Here is an 18756-nt window from a genome sequence, read left to right on the forward strand (position 1 = left end):
AGTGTTGGACGGACCTTTTATCAGCCTGTTTTTCGGTGTGGCTGCCCTGTCTTGCTTAATTGTGTATAGCGCAGGGTATGACTTTCAGGGCCGCTTTCTGGACCATCTGCGCAACTTATTATTGGCCTTTGTGATCATGTGGGCAGTGGCCTATGTGTCGCCCACACAACTGCAACGCGTTGCAGTGCCCTTGTTTGTATTGGGCGTGTTGTTACTTCTTGCGGTAGCCGTTGCTGGTGACACATCGAAGGGGGCCCGCCGTTGGCTCAATATCGGCATCACCCGAATTCAGCCCTCTGAATTAATGAAAATTGCCATGCCACTGATGTTGGCTTGGCTGGTGCACCGGTATGAGGGCTTGAAAAATATCCGTCAGTGGTTGATTGCACTGCTTTTACTGCTCATTCCCACCGCCTTCATTTTGGCCCAGCCAGATCTTGGCACGGCAATGTTGGTATTTGCGGCAGGCCTATTCGTGCTCTTTTTTGCTGGGCTGTCTTGGCGACTGGTGTTTGTGGTGTTGGGGGCGGCCGTGATTGGCATCATTGGGCTGATTATTTTTGGTGATGCGGTCTGTGCCGACGGTGTGGCTTGGCCAGGCCTGCGCGAGTATCAGCGGCAACGGGTCTGTACATTGATTGATCCCATGCGGGACCCCTTGGGCAAGGGATTTCACATTATTCAGTCGGTCATCGCGGTTGGGTCCGGGGGGCTTTTTGGTAAGGGCTGGATGCAGGGCACCCAGACCCATTTGGAGTTTATTCCCGAGCGGACCACCGACTTTATTTTTGCGGCCTATTCCGAAGAGTTTGGGCTCTTGGGCAATATCTTGTTGCTGGCACTTTATGCGGGCCTGATTCTGCGGGGCCTGTGGATTGCCATTGGCGCACCAACACTCTTTTCCAGGCTACTGGCAGGCGCAATTTCACTGACCATCTTCAACTACGCTTTTGTCAACATGGGCATGGTTACCGGCATCTTGCCGGTGGTGGGAGTGCCTCTGCCCTGGATGTCTTACGGGGGAACCGCCATGGTGACCTTGGGCTTTGGTGCTGGCATTTTGCTCAGCATTGCCAGAACCCGTTCCCAGACTGTGCAAGGCTTCGTTCTACAGCGACAATAGTTTCACAAGCGGCACGAAGCCGTTCGCTAACGATCAGATTAGGGGAGAACAGCATGGGCCAGCCCATGGCAGCTGCAAAAACCATTTTGAGTGGGTTTGATCGGCACTACGGACTTTTTCGCTATAACGCCCAGCAGGCCAAGCAATGTTTTGAGTCGGGCAACTATCACGGCATTCGCCGACTCGCCCGTGAACGGATCGCTTTTTATGATCTGCGGGTACGCGAGGCCTATGATCGGATGAAGCTTGAGCTGGGGGAAAACACCCTATCGGGCAATTTTTGGAAAGAAGTGAAACGGGCCTTTACCCTGCTCATCATCGACCATCGCCAGCCGGAGCTTGCCGAGACTTTTTTTAACTCTGTCACAACCAAGCTGTTGAACCGAGAATATTTTCGAAATGACATTTTGTTTGTGCGGCCACAGGTCTCCACCGAATATCTCGATTCTGACCCCCCCTCGTACCGAATTTATTACCCCAAGCAACGAGGGCTAAAGCAAACGCTGCTTGATATTGCTGTGGACACCGGCCTTGCCTGCCCATGGGATGACATCTCTCGTGATTTGCGTTTTGTGCGACGCGCGATTTGCGAGCGGCTTGAGCGGCCCTGGCATTCGCAAAGCGATTTGCAAGTCCATGTATTGCGGTCTTTGTTTTTCCGCAATAAGGGGGCTTATTTGATTGGCCGCATTGTCAATGACGGCGATCCGATCCCCTTTGCAGCGGCCATCTTGCGCAACGACGATGGCAGGCTTTATATCGATACCGCGCTATTTGAACCCCAGCAGATTTCGGTGTTGTTTTCCTTTGCTCGATCGTATTTCATGGTGGATATGGAAGTGCCATCGGCCTATGTGCAGTTTTTGCGCACACTCATGCCGAACAAAGCCAAGAGTGAGCTCTACACCATGCTGGGGCTACATAAGCAGGGCAAGACCTTGTTTTATCGTGATTTTCTACTGCATTTAAAGAACTCTCACGATCGATTCCGAATTGCCGATGGCATCAAAGGCCTGGTGATGTTGGTGTTCACCCTGCCGTCTTTTCCATATGTATTTAAGCTGATTAAAGACAAACGCAATAAAGACGTGACCCGGGAACATATTGAATCGAAGTATCAGCTGGTAAAGGTCCACGACCGGGCGGGCCGCATGGCAGACACCTGGGAGTACTCCAATGTGGACTTTCCACGGGATCGATTCGAACCCAGTTTGTTGGATGAGATTCGTGAGGTTGCGCCCAGCATGGTGACCGAAGTGGGCGGTCGGGTGGTACTCAAGCACCTCTATATTGAGCGGCGCATGGTGCCGCTGAATTTATATTTGGAACACGCCACAGAGACTGAAGTGGACCAGGCAATCAAAGAATATGGCGACTCGATTAAGCAGCTGGTTGCCGCCAACATTTTCCCGGGCGACATGCTTTATAAAAACTTTGGCATGACCCGTCAGCGGCGGGTGGTGTTTTACGACTATGACGAAATTCAGTATCTAACGGAGTGCAATTTCCGCCGCATTCCGCCGCCGCGCACGCCGGAGGATGAAATGGCCTCGGAGCCCTGGTACACCATTGGGCCCAACGATGTCTTTCCGGAAGAATTTGAGACTTTTTTATTGGGCCAGCCCCGGCTGCGGCAGGCGTTTATGCGTTACCACGCTGATTTATTAACGCCAGAGTATTGGGCTGCCCAGCAGGAGCGAATTAAACAAGGCATTTTGGATGACGTCTACCCCTATGCAGAGTCATTGCGGTTTTTACATTACCAACAATGAAATTTGATACGGTGATTGTTGGCGCTGGTAGCGCTGGGTGTCTTTTGGCCAATCGTCTGTCGGCAGACCCTAGCCATCAGGTCTTGTTGATCGAGGCTGGTGGTGAAGATGACTGGCTCTGGATAAAAATCCCTGTGGGGTATTTGTTTACGATTGCCAATCCCCGTACAGATTGGTGTTTTAAGACCGAGCCGGATCCGGGCTTGAACCATCGTTCGATTCACTATGCCCGCGGCCGTGTGATTGGTGGCTGCTCCTCGATCAACGCCATGATTTACATGCGGGGCCAGGCCAGTGATTATGATCGCTGGGTGTCCGCCACGGGGGATGTACGCTGGAACTGGAATCAGTCTCTGGAGATCTATAAGTCACTAGAGGACTATTTTGGCGGGGAAAACGCTTGGCATGGTCGTGGCGGCGAGATGCGTGTCGAGGCACCGCGTGTTCGTTGGGAAATTCTGGATGCTTGGCGTCAGGCCGCCCAAGACCAAGGAATTCCATCGATCGATGAATTCAATCGCGGGGACAATTTTGGCTGCGCCTATTTTCAGATGACTCAAAAGCGTGGCGTGCGCTGGTCGATGGCCGATGCGTTTTTGCACCCGATTCGTCACCGCAAAAATCTCACTGTCTTGACTCAGGCCCAGGTGCTGAGATTAATCACCGCACCTATTTCCGAGTTCACGCGCAATCAACCGCGCTATCAAAAGCAGGCCTGGGCCAATGCCAGCTTAGAGATCACTGGCCTTGAGATTCTTCATAACGGGTCGCGCCAATTGGTTAGCGCCCGCGACCAAGTGATTCTGGCGGCGGGCGCGGTGAGTTCGCCTCATTTGCTTCAGGTCTCAGGCATTGGCCCTGCCCGGGTGCTATCCGCAGCCGGCATATCACCAACCCATGATCTGCCCGGTGTTGGGGAAAATCTGCAAGACCATTTACAGATTCGCACGGTTTACAAGGTACAGAATTGCAAGACCGTGAATACGCTGTATCGCAACTGGTTCACCCGCTTGGGTATGGGGCTGCAATATGCCCTGTTTCGATCTGGCCCAATGACCATGCCGCCATCTACTCTTGGGGCCTTTGCCAAAAGTGATTCCAGTCAGATGACGCCCAATATGGAATGGCATGTGCAGCCGTTGTCCTTACCTAAGTTCGGAGAACCCCTGCATCCGTTTAATGCAATCACACCGAGTGTCTGCAATCTTCGGCCCAGTTCGCGGGGTTGGGTTCGCCCTGCCCATCCGGACCCTATGGCTTCGCCGAAGATTTTTTGTAATTATTTATCGACCGAAGACGATCTTCAGGTGGCGGTTGCGGGGCTGCGGGCTACGCGACGCATCATGCAAAGCAGGGCACTAGCGGCCTTTGCACCAGAGGAAGTTTTACCCGGTGTGGCTTTACAGAGCGATAGCGAGTTACAAAGTGCTGCCAAAGAACTCGGCACCACCATCTTTCACCCAGTGGGCACCTGCGCTATGGGCAAAGTAGATGATGCTGGCCGACCCGATCACCCCGGCACGGTCTTAGATAGCGCGCTTCGGCTGCGCGGTGTGGCGCGGTTGCGGGTGGTGGATGCCTCGGCCATGCCCACGATCACTTCGGGCAATACCAACGCCCCGGTGATGTTGATTGCCGAGCAGGCCGCCCGAACGATTTGCGCTGAACGTGACTAAGAAACTTTCGCACCGTATCTAAGCCGTGTTTTTAGCGCCGAATCAGCAGCACCACTGAAGTCGCTTGATTTTAGGTCGCGTAGTCAATGACGAGCGGCGCATGATCGGAAAATCGATCAGCCGTGTGGATAAAGGTCGCCTTGGCCAATTTCGCAATGCCCGGTGTTGCAATTTGATAGTCGATGCGCCAGCCAACATTGTTTGCCCGGGCCTGGCCACGCTGGCTCCACCAGGTGTATTGATCTGGGCGTGGGTCCAGCTGTCGAAAGACGTCCACCCAGCCAATCTCGTCAAACACGGTGGTGAACCAGGCACGCTCTTCGGGCAAGAAGCCAGAATTTTTCAGATTGCCTTTCCAATTCTTTAAGTCGATTTCCTTGTGGGCGATATTCCAGTCCCCGCAGATCACAAATTCACGGCCATCTTTTTGGTGCTCAGCAAACCACTCCTTTAGCACCGGCAAAAAAGCATCCAGAAATCGAAACTTCGAGGCCTGCCGCTCTTCTGACGCCGACCCCGATGGCAGGTAGACACTCACCACTGACAGTGGGGTTGCGGCTTGATCAAAATCAGCCCGCAACACTCGCCCCTCGTTGTCAAACTCTTCAACACCAAACCCCCGAATGACACGGGTTGGCGTAAGCCCGCTGTAGAGCCCCACGCCGCTGTAGCCTTTCTTTTGGGCAGCGTAGAAGTGCCCCTTTAGATCCCGATCGTTATGGACGATGGACAAATGCACATCGGTCAAATCGGATTCCTGCGCTTTTAACTCCTGAACACAGATGACGTCGGCATGTTGGCCGCCGAGCCAGTGCAGGGCGCCTTTGTTGGCCGCTGATCGGATGCCATTGAGGTTGAGCGATATGATGCGCACAGCGATGGGCTCCAGATGGATAGAGAATGATTGGAAATTTAAACCTAAGGTATATTGTCTCGCATCATGTCTAAGCCCCCTTTAACCCCGTCCACAGACCAGGAATTTATCCGGTTTGCCATTGATGCCGGTGTCTTGCGTTTTGGAAATTTCGTGACCAAGGCAGGCCGGCAATCGCCTTATTTTTTCAATGCTGGCCTGTTTCACCACGGCGGCACCCTGGGCAGTCTTGCGGGCTTTTATGCCAAGACATTTCTGGCGGCTGAGTTCGATGGCCGGCTGCAGGCCGACATGTTGTTTGGGCCTGCTTATAAGGGCATTACCTTGGCCAGCGCAACTGCTGTGGCCCTGGCACAGTCAGGCCGGGACATTGGTTTTGCCTATAACCGCAAAGAAGCAAAAGATCATGGGGAAGGCGGTGTGGTGGTGGGCGCCGAGCTCAAGGGCCGCGTGCTCATCATTGACGATGTGATTTCGGCGGGCACGTCAGTCCGCGAATCAGTGGAAATTATTCGTGGCCAAGGGGCAACGCCTGCAGGTGTCTTGATTGCCCTGGATCGAATGGAACGCGGGGGAACAGCGGCCGCTCCCACTGATCGGTCGGCAGTTCAAGAAGTGCAAGATCTCTACGGCATTCCGGTGATTGCCATTGCCAATTTAACGGGCCTGATGCAGTTCTTAGAATCGAGCAAGGATTCCGAGCTTGCCCATTACAAAGCGGCCGTAAGTGACTACCGCCAACAATGGGGCGTGATTTAAAAGACAGGGCCGGGCGGCAGGGTGTCGATGGTTTTCCCGATCGCTCGGGCATACAGTGGTAGTACCTGATCCAGGTTGCGTTCAATGTCGCGAATGCGACTATTGCCGGATGGGTGGGTGGAGAGCCATTGGGGCGGTGCATTTTTCGAGGCTGCCGACATTTTTCTCCACAGGGTCACGCCAGATCGGGGATCAAATCCACCCCGGGCAGCGATATCCATACCGATTAAATCTGCCTCGCTTTCATCGTCGCGTGAAAATTTCAAAATGGTGAGCTGAGCACCATAGTCCATCACTGTCCGTCCGACTTCACCAAAGCCAAGTAACGATGACAGTAAGCCAGCCCCAATTCCAGTGACTTGGTTTTTGGCAAGCTGAGCCCGGGAATGTTCACGCAGCGCATGGGCCATCTCATGGCCCATGATCATGGCCACTTCATCATCGGTGAGTTGTAGTTTTTCAAGGATGCCAGCGTAAAACCCGATCTTTCCGCCTGGCATACAAAAAGCATTGATGGCGTTCGATTTGAAGAGTTGCACTTCCCATGCCCACTGATTTGCCCTTGGGTTCCACCTTGCGGTGTAAGGCAAGAGTCGATTCGCAATCTGCTTAAGTCGAATCAGCTGGGGGTCGTTGTCGTCGGCCAAGACATTTTTCTTCGAGGCGTCGGCCTTCATCTTGACGAACTGCTGCTGGGCGGACCGCTCCAACTGATCTGCGGGGACCAGTTTGGCAAAGGCGGATGGTTTTTCAACCCGAACGCCCTCTGCCGTATCGAGTCCTTGTTCCTGGGCGTGGGCGAGCGGAGCAAAGCCAGAAAAACTGGCGATCGCAAGAATTCCAATTAGGCCGCAGGCCCGAGAAAAGCGTGACAAGATCAAAGCAAAAACCCCGATAAGCGAAGACAATAGGCGCACCCGTTAGTATCGGGCTAAACATGGCCCGACAAGCATGACTGTATCGAATCGCAAACCACCCAAGCCCCTTACTTTGAACCAGATTCAAGACGACAGTTCCGCCAAGAGTTTGACACCACCGCCGCGTAAATCGTTGTTGGTGATGACACTGATTCTGGGCTTTGCCAGCGGCCTGCCTCTGGCCTTGTCGACGGGAACACTACAGGCCTGGCTCACCGTCGAGGGCGTGGATTTAAAAACACTGGGCTGGCTGACACTGCTGGGCCTGCCCTACACCTATAAGTTTCTGTGGGCCCCGCTCTTAGATCGTTATCAGCTGCCTTTTGCAGGGCGTTGGGCGGGCAGGCGTCGGGGCTGGATCGTGGCCCTGTTGCTGGCGATGGCGGCTGTATTGCTGGCCATGTCGCAGCAGGCCCCGTCGGCATCGACCGATAGCCTCTGGGGACTGGCAATCTTGGCCTTTTGCCTGGTCATTCTCTCGGCCAGCCTCGACATTGTCTTTGATGCCTGGCGTGCCGAGTCTCTGGCGCCAGAGCAGCGCGGCCTTGGTGCCGCCTGGTCGGTGATTGGCTATCGGCTGGCCATGCTGACTTCCGGCGGCCTAGCCCTGATGCTGGCCGACCTGTATCTTGGGTTTGCCGGTGTTTACGGCCTGATGGCCATTTTTTGTGTAGCCCTTGGGACGGTTGCGATATTTGCGCCAGAGCCCACACAAGTGACACCGCCAAGATCTTTGGTGGCCGCAGTGGTCGAACCTTTTCGAGAGTTTTTCAGCCGCCAGGGCGCGATATTGATTCTGCTCACCATTATTTTTTATAAGCTTGGCGATGCCTTTGCGGGCAGTCTCTCCACGGCGTTTTTAATTCGAGGGGCGGGATTCAGTCCGGCCGAGGTGGGCGCTGTAAACAAAGGCGTGGGGCTCTTGGCCACCCTGGTTGGTGGGTTGGCGGGTGGCCTGTTGATGGCCAGAGTCCCGTTGTGGAAGGCCTTGCTCGGCTTTGGGGTGTTGCAGGCCATCACCAATTTGGGCTTTTGGTGGCTGGCCGCCTTCCCACCAAGCCTGATGGATATGACGGCAGTGGTGCTTTTAGAAAATCTGGCGGGCGGCATGGGGACTGCAGCCTTTGTCGCCTTGCTTATGACCTTATGTGATGCGCGGTTTACGGCCACGCAGTTTGCGCTCTTGTCGGCTCTTGCCTCGATTGGCCGTGTGGTGGTGGGCCCCGCCGCGGGGGTCTTGGCCAGTGATTGGGGCTGGGCAGATTTCTTCTTGGTGACCACTGCAGCTGCTCTGCCCGGCCTGTTTATGCTGGTCGCCATTCGACGTTACCTGATTAGTCCTGATACGCCCTCGTCCCAATAAAAAACCCGCAAGGCCGAAGCAGTTGCGGGTTTGTTGGCAGCGACTCGGTCGCGGCGTCTTTACTTTACAACCAAGACGGGAATCGGGCTCACGCTAACAAGTTTGGTGGTGACCGAGCCCAGAATCAGGTCGCTGATACTGCTGCGGCCTTTGCCCCCCATGACCAGCATGTCGACTTTTTCCTTTTTCACCACGTCCAGAATCGTGGCCGCAATCTCGCCGTGGCCTTTGATGACCTGGGCAGTCATGCCCGCGTCTGCCAGGGTTTTTTTGGCCTCTTTAAGTTCTTCTTCGGCGATCTGGTCCATGTACTGCTCGACCTGATGGCGATCAATGCCTTTGGCAACAGGCGAAATCAGTGCTGATAAGTGCACGTTCAGGAGCGTTAGGGTTGGTGTTTCCTTGAGCTGCCGTGCAAGCTGAATGGCATGGTTGACTGCGCGCAGCGAATTTTCGGAACCATCAACAGCAATAGCGATATGCATGACTCAAACCCCCCAATCAATCGAATAAGTCTTTATTCTACCGTGACACTTTTGGCCAGATTCCGGGGTTTGTCGACATCATTACCCCGGGCAAGGGCCACATGATAGGCCAAGAGTTGTAGCGGGATGACGTGCAGGATGGGCGATAGCGGCCCAGCATGATCCCCTAAGGAAATCACGTGGACCCCATCGGAGGGGGAAATCCCCGAGCCCTTGTCGGCCACGATATAGAGCTCGCCACCCCGGGCCCGGACCTCTTGCAGATTGCTTTTGAGCTTTTCCACCAGCTGGTCGTTGGGCGCAATGGCAATCACCGGCATATCAGCATCAACCAGGGCGAGCGGGCCATGTTTCAGTTCGCCAGCCGCATAAGCTTCGGCATGGATATAACTGATTTCTTTTAATTTCAGCGCGCCCTCCAGGGCGATTGGGTAATGAATGCCTCGGCCCAGAAATAGCGCGTGGTGTTTGTGAACGAACCGTGCCGCCCAAGACTTAAATTCAGGCTCTGCAGACAGAATCTGGAGCATCGCCGCAGGCAGGTGTCGCATCTGGGTAAGCAGCTGTTTTTCCATGGCGTCGCCCAGTCTGCCGCGGGCTTTTGCAATGACCAGTGTTAGCAAAAATAGCGCCGCAAGCTGGGTGGTAAACGCCTTGGTCGAGGCCACGCCAATCTCAGGGCCTGCACGCGTTAAGAATCGCAGACTCGATGCCCGCACCAGGGATGATTCCGGAACGTTGCAAATCGCTAGGCTGGCCAGCCGGCCTGGACGGTCCGTGAAGTGAAGGGCTGCAAGGGTATCGGCGGTTTCCCCAGACTGCGAGATGGTGATCACCAGGGTGTTGGGCAGCATGACGCTGTCGCGGTAGCGGTATTCGCTGGCAATCTCCACAGATGTGGGCACCTTGGCAATTGATTCCAGCCAATAGCGGGCCACCATGCCGGCGTGATAGCTGGTGCCGCAGGCCAATATCAAAATGTGATCTACCTGCGACAGGATTGGCCCTGCCTGGTGACCAAATAGTGCTGGTGAAATTGACTGCGCGCCAATGACTTCTTCGAGCGTGGCGGCAATGGCACCTGGCTGCTCAAAAATTTCTTTTTGCATGTAATGGGCATACGGCCCAAGCTCAATCGCATCCAGTGACAGGCTGCTCACAGAAGCTGCGCGTGTCACCGGACGACTGTGTTGATCAAGAAGCTGGACCTGACTGTGGGTCAGGCTGACCAGATCACCATCTTCCAAGTAAATGATGTTACGCGTGACCTGCAGCAGTGCCGATGTGTCTGAGGCAAGAAAATTTTCTGCGGCACCCTCTTGGCCAAGACCAACCAAGAGTGGCGCACCCTGGCGGGCCCCCACGAGTAGGCCCTGATCTTGATTGCAAATCACTGCAATCGCATAGGCCCCGTGAAGCTCTTTTCTGGCGGCATCCACAGCCTGGCTTAGATTGCTGCAGGATTTTCGATAGTGATGAACCAGGTGGGCAATCACCTCGGTATCGGTCTGCGATGTGAACACATAACCTTTGTCACGCAGCTGAGTGCGCAGGGCATCATGGTTTTCAATGATGCCGTTATGCACCACGCACACGGATAGCCCGTTGGCTTCCGAGACATGCGGGTGGGCGTTGTCCGTGGTGACACCGCCATGTGTGGCCCAACGGGTGTGGGCGATGCCGATATTGGCCACCAGATGATTGGTCTGAGATTCCAGTTCGGCCACCCGGCCAACTGCGCGCACCCGGACAATGTCTTGATTACCAAGAAATGCAAGGCCTGCCGAGTCATAGCCACGGTATTCGAGTTTTTTTAATCCCTCGATCAGTACGGGAACAATATTACGAACATCAGCGGACTTGGCGACTGCACCAACAATTCCACACATAATCAATGCGCCTTTTTGTGGGGCCGTTTATAGCCCTTGATCGTCACCTGCTGACTGCGCGATAAGGTTAACTCGTTAGCCGGTGCATCTTGTGTCAGGGTGGTTCCCGCGCCCAGCGTGGCGCCCTTGCCAACGGTGACTGGGGCTACCAACTGCGTGTCAGAGCCGATAAAGGCGTCGTCTTCAATCACCGTGCGGTGCTTTTCTGCGCCATCGTAGTTACAAGTGATCGTGCCTGCGCCCACATTGACACGGCTGCCGATGGTGGCATCTCCCAGGTAGGCCAGGTGATTGGCTTTTGAGCGCGGGCCGAGTTGTGTATTTTTAATTTCCACGAAGTTGCCCACATGGGCGCCCTCACCGAGTTCACTGCCCGGGCGAAGCCGTGCAAAAGGACCCACCACAGCCTGCGGCCCAACAATTGCATTTTCAATATGGGAGAAGGCCTCAATCTTGGCACCAGCACCTATCTGACTATTGCGAATAACGCAGTGAGGCCCAATCACAGCTCCTTTGCCAATGCTGACCTTTCCTTCGAAGATGCAGCCAACATCAATCACTACATCATTAGCACAGCTGAGTTCTCCACGGACATCAAAGCGCGCGGGGTCCATCAGGCACACCCCTTGATCCATCAGGGCCTGTGCTTGACGCTGTTGATAGAGCCGCTCGATCTCGGCGCGTTGCGCCTGGCTATTGATGCCAAGTATTTCGTTGTTAGAACTTGGCTGGACTGAGCCAATGGGTTGCTGATCTTTAGAGGCCATTTGAATAATGTCGGTGAGATAAAACTCACCCTGGGCGTTGTGGTTGGTCAGACGGCCCAGCCAGCCAATCAGAGCAGGGGTTGGGGCGATGAGAATACCGGTATTAATTTCAGAGATTTTACGAATCTCAGCATCGGCATCTTTTTCTTCAATGATTTGTGAAATCTTGCCAGCACGGTCGCGCACGATTCGGCCGTAGCCGGTGGGGTTTTCAAGCCTGGCGGTCAGTAAACCCATTTGCTGGTGTTCATTGGCAACCTGGACCAAGCGTTTTAAGGTGGCCACGTCAATCAGGGGTACATCGCCATACAGCACCAGCGTGGGAACCTCTTTTGCAAGCAATTCAACCGCCTGCGCAACAGCATGGCCAGTCCCCTGGGGCGGGTCTTGCAGAACAAAATGAATCGGCGTGGCAGATTGTTTTACCGCGGAATCAAACTTCGCCCGGACCAAATCAGCGCCATGGCCAATCACCACGATAATTTTTTTCGGACCAAGTGCCTGCGCCGTAGACAAGACATGGCCCAACATGGGGGTGCCGGCAACTTCATGCAAAACCTTGGGCAGATCGGAGCGCATCCGTGTGCCCTTGCCTGCCGCCAAGATCACGATATTCATATGTGACGCGCCTCGCCGCCGTGGCCATGGCCGCGGTTAGGCGACATGTAAGAACCAATAATCATGCCCAAAAAGCTTGCAAAAAGACCCATCAACTGGGGCTCTCCGGGGCCTTCAAACCCTGTGATTTCTAGAATGATCCAGGTGGTCAGCCCCAATGTGATCGCGAGCCCTGCACCGAGATTGCTTGCCCGTTTCCAAAAGAGCCCAGCTGCCAACGGCACGAAAGCGCCCGCAAGCGTAATCCGGTACGCATGCTCCACCATTGTGTGAATGTTGGAGTCTGTTGCAATCGCGTAGTAAGTCACAATCGTGGTGAACACCAAGACGGTGAGCCGTGTTGCCCATAAAAACTGATGATCCGTCATGCGTGGTGCAAACCCTTTGAGTACGTTTTCGGTAAAGGTGACCGACGGCGCCAGCAAGGTGCCCGATGCGGTGCTCATGATGACCGACAGGAGTGCTCCGAAAAATATGACCTGAATCACAAATGGCATATGACTCAGAATCAGCGTTGGAAGAATAAGCTGTGAGTCTTCCACAAGGTATTTTTTGACCATTTCGGGGTCAATAATGTTGGCGGTGTAGGCTAGGAAAAGGGGCACTGCAGCGAAGAAAAAATAGCTCACTCCCCCTAAGGCCGTGCCCCAGATGGCCACCGATTCATTTTTTGAAGAGTTCACCCGTTGAAACACATCCTGCTGTGGGATCGAGCCCAGGGCCATGGTGACCAAGGCAGCAACCCAGCCCAGCATGTCCATTGGGTCAAGTGTGGGGAGAAATTCGAATTTGCCCTCGGCAGATGCCTTGGTAATCACATTGGCAACCCCGCCAGCCTGGTCGGCGGCATTGTTGGCCACGATCAAAAGACCAATGATGATGACAATCATCTGCACAAAAGTGGTCATGGCCACCGACCACATCCCGCCGAACAAGGTATAGACCAGAACCACACCGGCACCGATGAGCATGCCCTGGTTTGTCGAGATCAGATCATTGGACAAGACATTGAAGACCAGACCCAAGGCGGTGATCTGGGCCGATACCCAGCCCAGATACGACACGATGATGCAGATGGAGAGTAGTAATTCGGTCTGACGGTTGTAGCGCACACGGAAGTAGTCGCCCAGCGTCATCAGGTTCATGCGATACAGCGGTCTGGCAAAGATCAATCCAAACAAAACAAGACATATGGAAGCGCCAAGCGGATCCGAGATCAGCCCACGGAACCCTTTTTCTAGAAATGTTGCCGAGATGCCCAACACGGTTTCTGCCCCGAACCAGGTGGCAAAGACCATGGCCAGCACGATGGGCATGGGCAAATTGCGTCCGGCCGTGATGTAGTCCTTGGCGTTGTGAACCTTGGTCGCGGCATATAAGCCGATCGCGATGGAAATCGCCAGGTAAGCAATGACCAGCCAGAGCAGCATGTCGTGGGCCCTATTGACAGGTTAAGGGTGGGAACCAGTACAAAAAACCGGCATTACGCCGGCAACAGTGATTATAGGATTGCCCGGTGTCTTGTAGCGCTCCGGGTCGGCGTGGGGGCCTAATGGAGCCAGACCAGCCAGCGGCTGTCCGTGCCCAGCAAGACCACCACCAAAATAGCCGCCAGCAGGCCTGACATTAGCCACAGCACTGCCCGGGTCTGGCGTTGCGATCGTGCCAAGGCCTGGACCTGTTTTTGCAGTTCTTGGGGGTTTTGGTTGGCCGCATGGGCTAAGGCTTGATGCAAGAGTCGCGGCATCTGGGGCAGGGTCGTAGCCCAGCGTTCGGATTCCTTCATCAGGCCCTTGCGCAGCGCCCGAAACCCGATTTGCTCCTGCATCCAGCGCTCTAAAAATGGTTTGGCGGTTTTCCACAGATCTAGATCAGGGTCTAACTGTCGGCCCAGACCTTCGACATTGAGCAGGGTTTTCTGAAGTAGCGTGAGTTGCGGCTGGATTTCCACATTGAATCGCCGCGAGGCCTGAAAGAGCCGAACCAACACCTGGCCAAGCGAGATCTCTTTTAGGGGCCGGTCAAAATACGGCTCACAGACCCCCCGAATCGCGGTCTCGAGTGCGTCAATCCTTGTCTCGGCGGGAACCCAGCCTGACTCGACATGAAGCTCGGCTACGCGGCGGTAGTCCCTGCGGAAAAAGGCCAGAAAGTTCTGGGCAAGATAATTCTTATCGGTTTCTGAGAGCGTGCCCACGATGCCGAAATCCAGGGCGATGTAGTTGCCAAAATGGGGCCCACGATCGGCAACCAAGATATTGCCGGGGTGCATATCGGCATGGAAGTAGCCATCGCGAAAGACCTGGGTGAAGAAAATCTCCACACCGTCTCGCGCTAATTTTTTCAAATCGATGCCACGTGCCTGGAGTTCATCAAAGCGGTTGATGGGAATGCCATAAATCCGCTCCATCACGATCACATCATGACGACAGAGGTCCCAGACCATTTCCGGGATCTTTAAAAGCTTGGAATTTTCAAAGTTGCGTCTTAGCTGGCTCGCGTTGGCGGCCTCACGCACGAGATCAAGTTCGTCGTGCAGATAGCCATCAAACTCTTCGACGTTCTCCACAGGCTTTAAGCGACGGCCGTCGCTGGAGAATCGGGCAACAAATCGGGCGATGAGTTTCAGTAGGCCCATGTCTTGCTCAATGATGCCCACCATGCCCGGGCGCAAGACCTTGATGGCGACCTCACGGCCATCGAGTAGCCGGCCTAAGTGGACCTGGGCGATCGAGGCGCTTGCAATGGGTGTCTCGTCAAATTCAGAAAAGATCTCGTGAATTTTTTTCCCCAGCGAGCGCTCAATCGTGGCGACTGCCAATTTCGAGTCAAATGGTGGAACCCGGTCTTGCAGCTTAGCCAACTCATTGGCAATGTCTTCGGGCAGCATGTCCCGGCGCGTGGACAGTACCTGGCCGAACTTCACAAAAATTGGGCCCAGACTCTCCATGGCCAATCGAAGCCGAACGCCGCGCGGCTCTTTGGGTTTGCGGCCCAAGTGCGACAGGCCAATGAAGGCATTAAGCAACCTGGAGTCAAAGGTTTTGGCAGCGCCCCCCAGCGCAAGCTGATCGAGTCCATATTTCAGAACAACACGCAAAATGGTGAGAAGGCGAAGAAACGAGCGCATGAACAGCTATCGGGCTTAGAGGTCGGTTGGTTTTTGGGAATGAAAGGTAACAGTGTGCGCTGACTGGGCCGGGTTTTCAAAATCGAAGGCCCGGTCGCCATCGGGGTTGGGCGCGTTGGTCGGCGTTAGTCCGCGGAAATCAAAGAGCTTTGGGTCAAGTAGATGCGATGGAGCTACATTGCCCAGTGCCTGGAACATGGATTCGATTCGGCCTGGAAACTTTTTCTCCCAGTCGATCAGCATCTGTTTGACCTGCTGCCGCTGTAGATTTTCTTGTGACCCACAGAGATCGCAGGGAATGATCGGAAACTGCTGCAACGCCGCCCATGTGGCCAGATCTTTTTCTTCGCAATAGGCGAGCGGCCGAATCACGACATGGCGGCCATCATCAGAGACCAGCTTGGGCGGCATGGCTTTGAGTTTTCCGCCGAAAAACAGATTTAAAAAAAGCGTTTGCAGAATGTCATCGCGATGATGGCCAAGCGCGATCTTGGTGGCCTTCAGTTCTGTGGCCACTCGGTAGAGCACGCCGCGTCGCAGCCGAGAGCAGAGCGAGCACATGGTTTTGCCCTCGGGAATCACTCGCTTGACGATCGAGTATGTATCTTGGTCTTCAATATGAAAGGCGACACCACGGCTTTTGAGATAGTTGGGCAGCGTGTCTTTTGGAAACCCAGGATGGCCCTGATCAAGGTTCACGGCCACGATATCAAAGTCAATCGGCGCACGGGCCTTCATGGACAACAAGATATCGAGCAGTGCATAGCTGTCTTTGCCGCCGGACATGCAGACCATCACCCGGTCACCCGCTTCAATCATGTTGAAGTCCATAATGGCCTGGCCGGTGAGCCGATGAAGACGCTTGGAGAGTTTGTTGGCCTCAAAGGCCTGTTTATCGTTTGATCCCATGGCTTAGGCTGCCCAACGAATAACTTCGATGCCCACCGTTTTGCAGTCGGGATAGACATCCGGCTTTTGGGTCTCGACCCTTGCTGCACGGACATTGGGCTGCGATAGACAGAGGCTGCAGATTTCGTCGATCAAGGTTTCTTGAAGATTAAAGTGGCGAGACTGGGCAATTTTCACAATGCCTGTTCGGATGAAATCGTAGTCGACCACATCGAGCACGTCATCACGTGCCGAGGTGCTGTTGGCAATCGGCACGAACAGATCAACGCTAATTAAGATGCGTTGCGGTGCCTGTTTCTCAAATTCATGAAATCCAATTGACGCATCAATGGAAAAATCTCTGAGAAAAATTCTTCGGCAATCAGAAAGCCGTGGATCGGTAAGTTGCATTATCGAATCATCATCATGACATCACGGGGCTGCGGACTTAAGTGCTGACCGCCATCGACCAGTAGTGTTGTGCCTGTCACCGCACGGGCTTGCGCCAGCCAGACAACCGCCTGCGCAATTTCCTGGGGCCGACTGGATGCACCCAGTGGTGTCATGGTGTGGGTCTTGGCGAATTCGGCTTCGGTCTGGTCCGCAGATGGCAAGGTAATTCCCGGACTAACCCCAACCACTCGCAAGACTGGGGCCAGGGCCATGGCACTGAGTCGCGTGGCTTCGTGTAAGGCCGCCTTGGACAAGGTATAGGAATAAAAATCTGGGTTGGGATTGGCGAGTTTTTGATCCAGCACATGGATCACCACTCCCAACGGGTCTGCCCCAGCAAGATGTTTTGGCTGGAGGTGCTCGTAAAGCAGCCGGGTAAGCAAGACCGGGGCTACCAGGTTGGCTGCGAAATGATTTTGCAGATGATCGGCATTCACGGTTTCTGGCCGATCAAATTCAAAGTGCGAGGCATTGTTCACAACACACGACAGATGCGGTAGTTCTTGCACTGCCTGGCCAAAGGCAGCGCTCACCTGATCGGGTGCATTTAAATCCGCACGAACACAAATGGCCTGCCGGCCCATGGCATGAATTGCCCGCTGCAGTTCCCGCGCGGGCGTCTCTGAATGGCGATAGTGGATGCCGATATCCCAGCCATCCGCTGCCATGGCCAGTGCAATGTCTCGGCCAAGACGCACGGCAGCGCCGGTGATCAGGGCAGCCTTTGGGGCCTTCTCAGCCTTGGCAGAGGGGTTGGGAATTCGGGAATTCGGCATGGGCCTAAGTGTAGCTTTGATACCCTGCTGCCCATGACGCCATTGGTTCGAAAAATACAAGCCCAAATCCAAGACGCTGGGGGGTGGATTGGTGCAGACGCATTTATGCAGACCGCCTTGTACACACCTGGCTTGGGCTATTACACCGGCGGCGCCGACCCGTTTGGCCAGCCGCAGGCCAAGGCCGGATCTGCACGCGGCGATTTTGTGACCGGGCCAATGCTTGGCCCATGGCTTGCCCAGGCCATCTGGGACTGGTCTAAGCCCCTTCGACTGGCCCACCCAGGCCAAGCCACTGCGGCCCCCTTTCGCATTCGTGAATTTGGCGGTGGTCGCGGCGACCTTGCTGCAGCACTTCTTCGCCTTGCACAGGCGAGCCAGGCATGCGCCGATGCGTCGGCCGGGCCAATTGCAATTGAGATGGTGGAGCTGTCGGCCGATCTGCAGGCCCGGCAACAGGCGGCCACCCGTGATCTGGGGAATGTGGTGTGGACATCATCCCTGACGCCAGGCTTTTCAGGTCTCGTACTCGCCAACGAGGTAATCGACGCCATGCCCGTGAGATGTTTCGAATGGGCGGGTGGTGATCAGGTCTTGGAGTGGGGCGTGGGACTCTCTGGTGAAGGGAACCTTGTCTGGCAGTCGCGGCCCGCCGATGCAGAACTGCAAGCCGTGGTGATCGACCGACAGCGGGCGGCAGCCGCTCGTGGTCTGCCTTGGGATCAGGGCTATCGGGGCGAGGTCTGCCCGTGGCTGGCGCCCTGGTGTCGTAGTTTGTTTGAGAGCATGGATCGGGGAGCCGTTCTTCTGATCGATTATGGCTATGCTCAGCCAGAACTCGACCACCCGGGCCGCACACGGGGCACGCTCTGTGCCCATTACCAACACCGGCGTTTTGACGAGCCACGGTATTTGCTTGACCGCATTGGACAGCAAGACCTAACAGCCCACGTTGATTTTTCAGCCTTGGCGCGGGCTGCGACGCAGGCCGGGTTTGAGGTTGGCGGCTTTGTGACCCAGGCCCGGTTTTTAATGAACACGGGCTTATTAGAGTCGGCGCAGCGCCTGTTGCATGAAACGCAGGACATGGTGCTGAGAACCAAGCTGCTCCAGTCACTACAGGTCTTGTTGTCTGAATCCGAGATGGGCGAGGTCTTCAAGGTGATGTTGCTTACCAAAAACCTGCCGGCTGATTTAGCAGAACAATTACACGCAATAGGATTTGCTTTGGGCGATCGCCACACAAGCCTGTGATGCTGCGCCCAA

The 18756-nt window shown here is 54.9% G+C and carries 16 protein-coding genes; 6 read left to right on the plus strand and 10 right to left on the minus strand.

Features of this window, described 5'->3' with window-relative positions:
• Position 1: 1 nt before the first annotated feature.
• From rodA to AOB54_00225, 3 genes are read left to right on the plus strand one after another with little or no spacing between them, the layout of a single operon-like run.
• Positions 2-1123: a rod shape-determining protein RodA gene (gene rodA, locus AOB54_00215; GenBank protein WVN42834.1), complete on the plus strand. Its 1122-nt coding sequence runs from the start codon at positions 2-4 to the stop codon at positions 1121-1123.
• Between the two features lie 53 nt (positions 1124-1176).
• A complete protein-coding gene (gene aceK / locus AOB54_00220; protein WVN41848.1) occupies positions 1177-2895 on the plus strand; it encodes a bifunctional isocitrate dehydrogenase kinase/phosphatase in 1719 nt (572 codons plus the stop codon).
• Positions 2892-4571, plus strand: coding sequence for a GMC family oxidoreductase (locus tag AOB54_00225; GenBank protein ID WVN41849.1), 1680 nt, complete (start codon positions 2892-2894; stop codon positions 4569-4571). The genes aceK and AOB54_00225 overlap by 4 nt, the downstream gene beginning before the upstream one ends.
• 70 nt (positions 4572-4641) lie before the next feature.
• On the opposite strand, the gene AOB54_00230 is transcribed toward AOB54_00225, so the two are convergent.
• Positions 4642-5445 (minus strand): exodeoxyribonuclease III, encoded by an 804-nt coding sequence (locus AOB54_00230; GenBank protein ID WVN41850.1) that lies wholly within the window; start codon positions 5443-5445, stop codon positions 4642-4644.
• 66 nt (positions 5446-5511) lie between these two features.
• Here AOB54_00230 and pyrE point away from each other — a divergent pair, with 66 nt between their 5' ends.
• A complete protein-coding gene (gene pyrE / locus AOB54_00235) occupies positions 5512-6204 on the plus strand; it encodes an orotate phosphoribosyltransferase (GenBank protein ID WVN41851.1) in 693 nt (230 codons plus the stop codon).
• On the opposite strand, the gene AOB54_00240 is transcribed toward pyrE, so the two are convergent.
• Positions 6201-7079, minus strand: a complete 879-nt coding sequence (locus AOB54_00240) for a M48 family metallopeptidase (protein WVN41852.1) — start codon at positions 7077-7079, stop codon at positions 6201-6203. The two genes, pyrE and AOB54_00240, sit on opposite strands and share 4 nt — an antisense overlap.
• 76 nt (positions 7080-7155) lie before the next feature.
• Between AOB54_00240 and AOB54_00245 the strand changes: the two genes are divergently transcribed.
• The gene (locus AOB54_00245; protein WVN41853.1) at positions 7156-8484 is read left to right on the plus strand and encodes an MFS transporter; all 1329 of its coding nucleotides are present in this window, start codon (positions 7156-7158) and stop codon (positions 8482-8484) included.
• Between the two features lie 59 nt (positions 8485-8543).
• On the opposite strand, the gene AOB54_00250 is transcribed toward AOB54_00245, so the two are convergent.
• The 8 genes from AOB54_00250 to AOB54_00285 all read right to left on the minus strand — a co-directional run bounded on the left by AOB54_00250 (position 8544) and on the right by AOB54_00285 (position 17490).
• Positions 8544-8969: a universal stress protein gene (locus AOB54_00250; protein ID WVN41854.1), complete on the minus strand. Its 426-nt coding sequence runs from the start codon at positions 8967-8969 to the stop codon at positions 8544-8546.
• A gap of 32 nt (positions 8970-9001) precedes the next feature.
• Entirely contained in the window at positions 9002-10858 is a 1857-nt protein-coding gene (gene glmS, locus AOB54_00255) for a glutamine--fructose-6-phosphate transaminase (isomerizing) (protein ID WVN41855.1), read from the minus strand.
• A gap of 2 nt (positions 10859-10860) precedes the next feature.
• Positions 10861-12243 carry a bifunctional UDP-N-acetylglucosamine diphosphorylase/glucosamine-1-phosphate N-acetyltransferase GlmU gene (gene glmU / locus AOB54_00260; GenBank protein WVN41856.1) on the minus strand — a complete coding sequence of 461 codons (1383 nt, stop codon included), beginning with the start codon at positions 12241-12243 and terminating at the stop codon, positions 10861-10863.
• The gene (locus AOB54_00265; GenBank protein ID WVN41857.1) at positions 12240-13673 is read right to left on the minus strand and encodes a sodium:solute symporter family protein; all 1434 of its coding nucleotides are present in this window, start codon (positions 13671-13673) and stop codon (positions 12240-12242) included. The genes glmU and AOB54_00265 overlap by 4 nt, the downstream gene beginning before the upstream one ends.
• 119 nt (positions 13674-13792) lie before the next feature.
• Positions 13793-15373 (minus strand): ubiquinone biosynthesis regulatory protein kinase UbiB, encoded by a 1581-nt coding sequence (gene ubiB / locus AOB54_00270; GenBank protein ID WVN41858.1) that lies wholly within the window; start codon positions 15371-15373, stop codon positions 13793-13795.
• A 15-nt stretch (positions 15374-15388) separates the two neighbouring features.
• Positions 15389-16282: a tRNA 2-thiocytidine(32) synthetase TtcA gene (gene ttcA / locus AOB54_00275; GenBank protein WVN41859.1), complete on the minus strand. Its 894-nt coding sequence runs from the start codon at positions 16280-16282 to the stop codon at positions 15389-15391.
• Positions 16283-16285: 3 nt separating this feature from the next.
• The gene (locus AOB54_00280) at positions 16286-16672 is read right to left on the minus strand and encodes a dihydroneopterin aldolase (GenBank protein ID WVN41860.1); all 387 of its coding nucleotides are present in this window, start codon (positions 16670-16672) and stop codon (positions 16286-16288) included.
• A complete protein-coding gene (locus AOB54_00285; GenBank protein ID WVN41861.1) occupies positions 16672-17490 on the minus strand; it encodes an SDR family oxidoreductase in 819 nt (272 codons plus the stop codon). The genes AOB54_00280 and AOB54_00285 overlap by 1 nt, the downstream gene beginning before the upstream one ends.
• A 33-nt stretch (positions 17491-17523) precedes the next feature.
• Here AOB54_00285 and AOB54_00290 point away from each other — a divergent pair, with 33 nt between their 5' ends.
• Positions 17524-18744, plus strand: a complete 1221-nt coding sequence (locus tag AOB54_00290) for an SAM-dependent methyltransferase (protein ID WVN41862.1) — start codon at positions 17524-17526, stop codon at positions 18742-18744.
• Positions 18745-18756: the final 12 nt, after the last annotated feature.

The organism is beta proteobacterium MWH-UniP1 (assembly GCA_036362785.1).
GTDB lineage: Bacteria > Pseudomonadota > Gammaproteobacteria > Burkholderiales > Burkholderiaceae_A > Lacustribacter.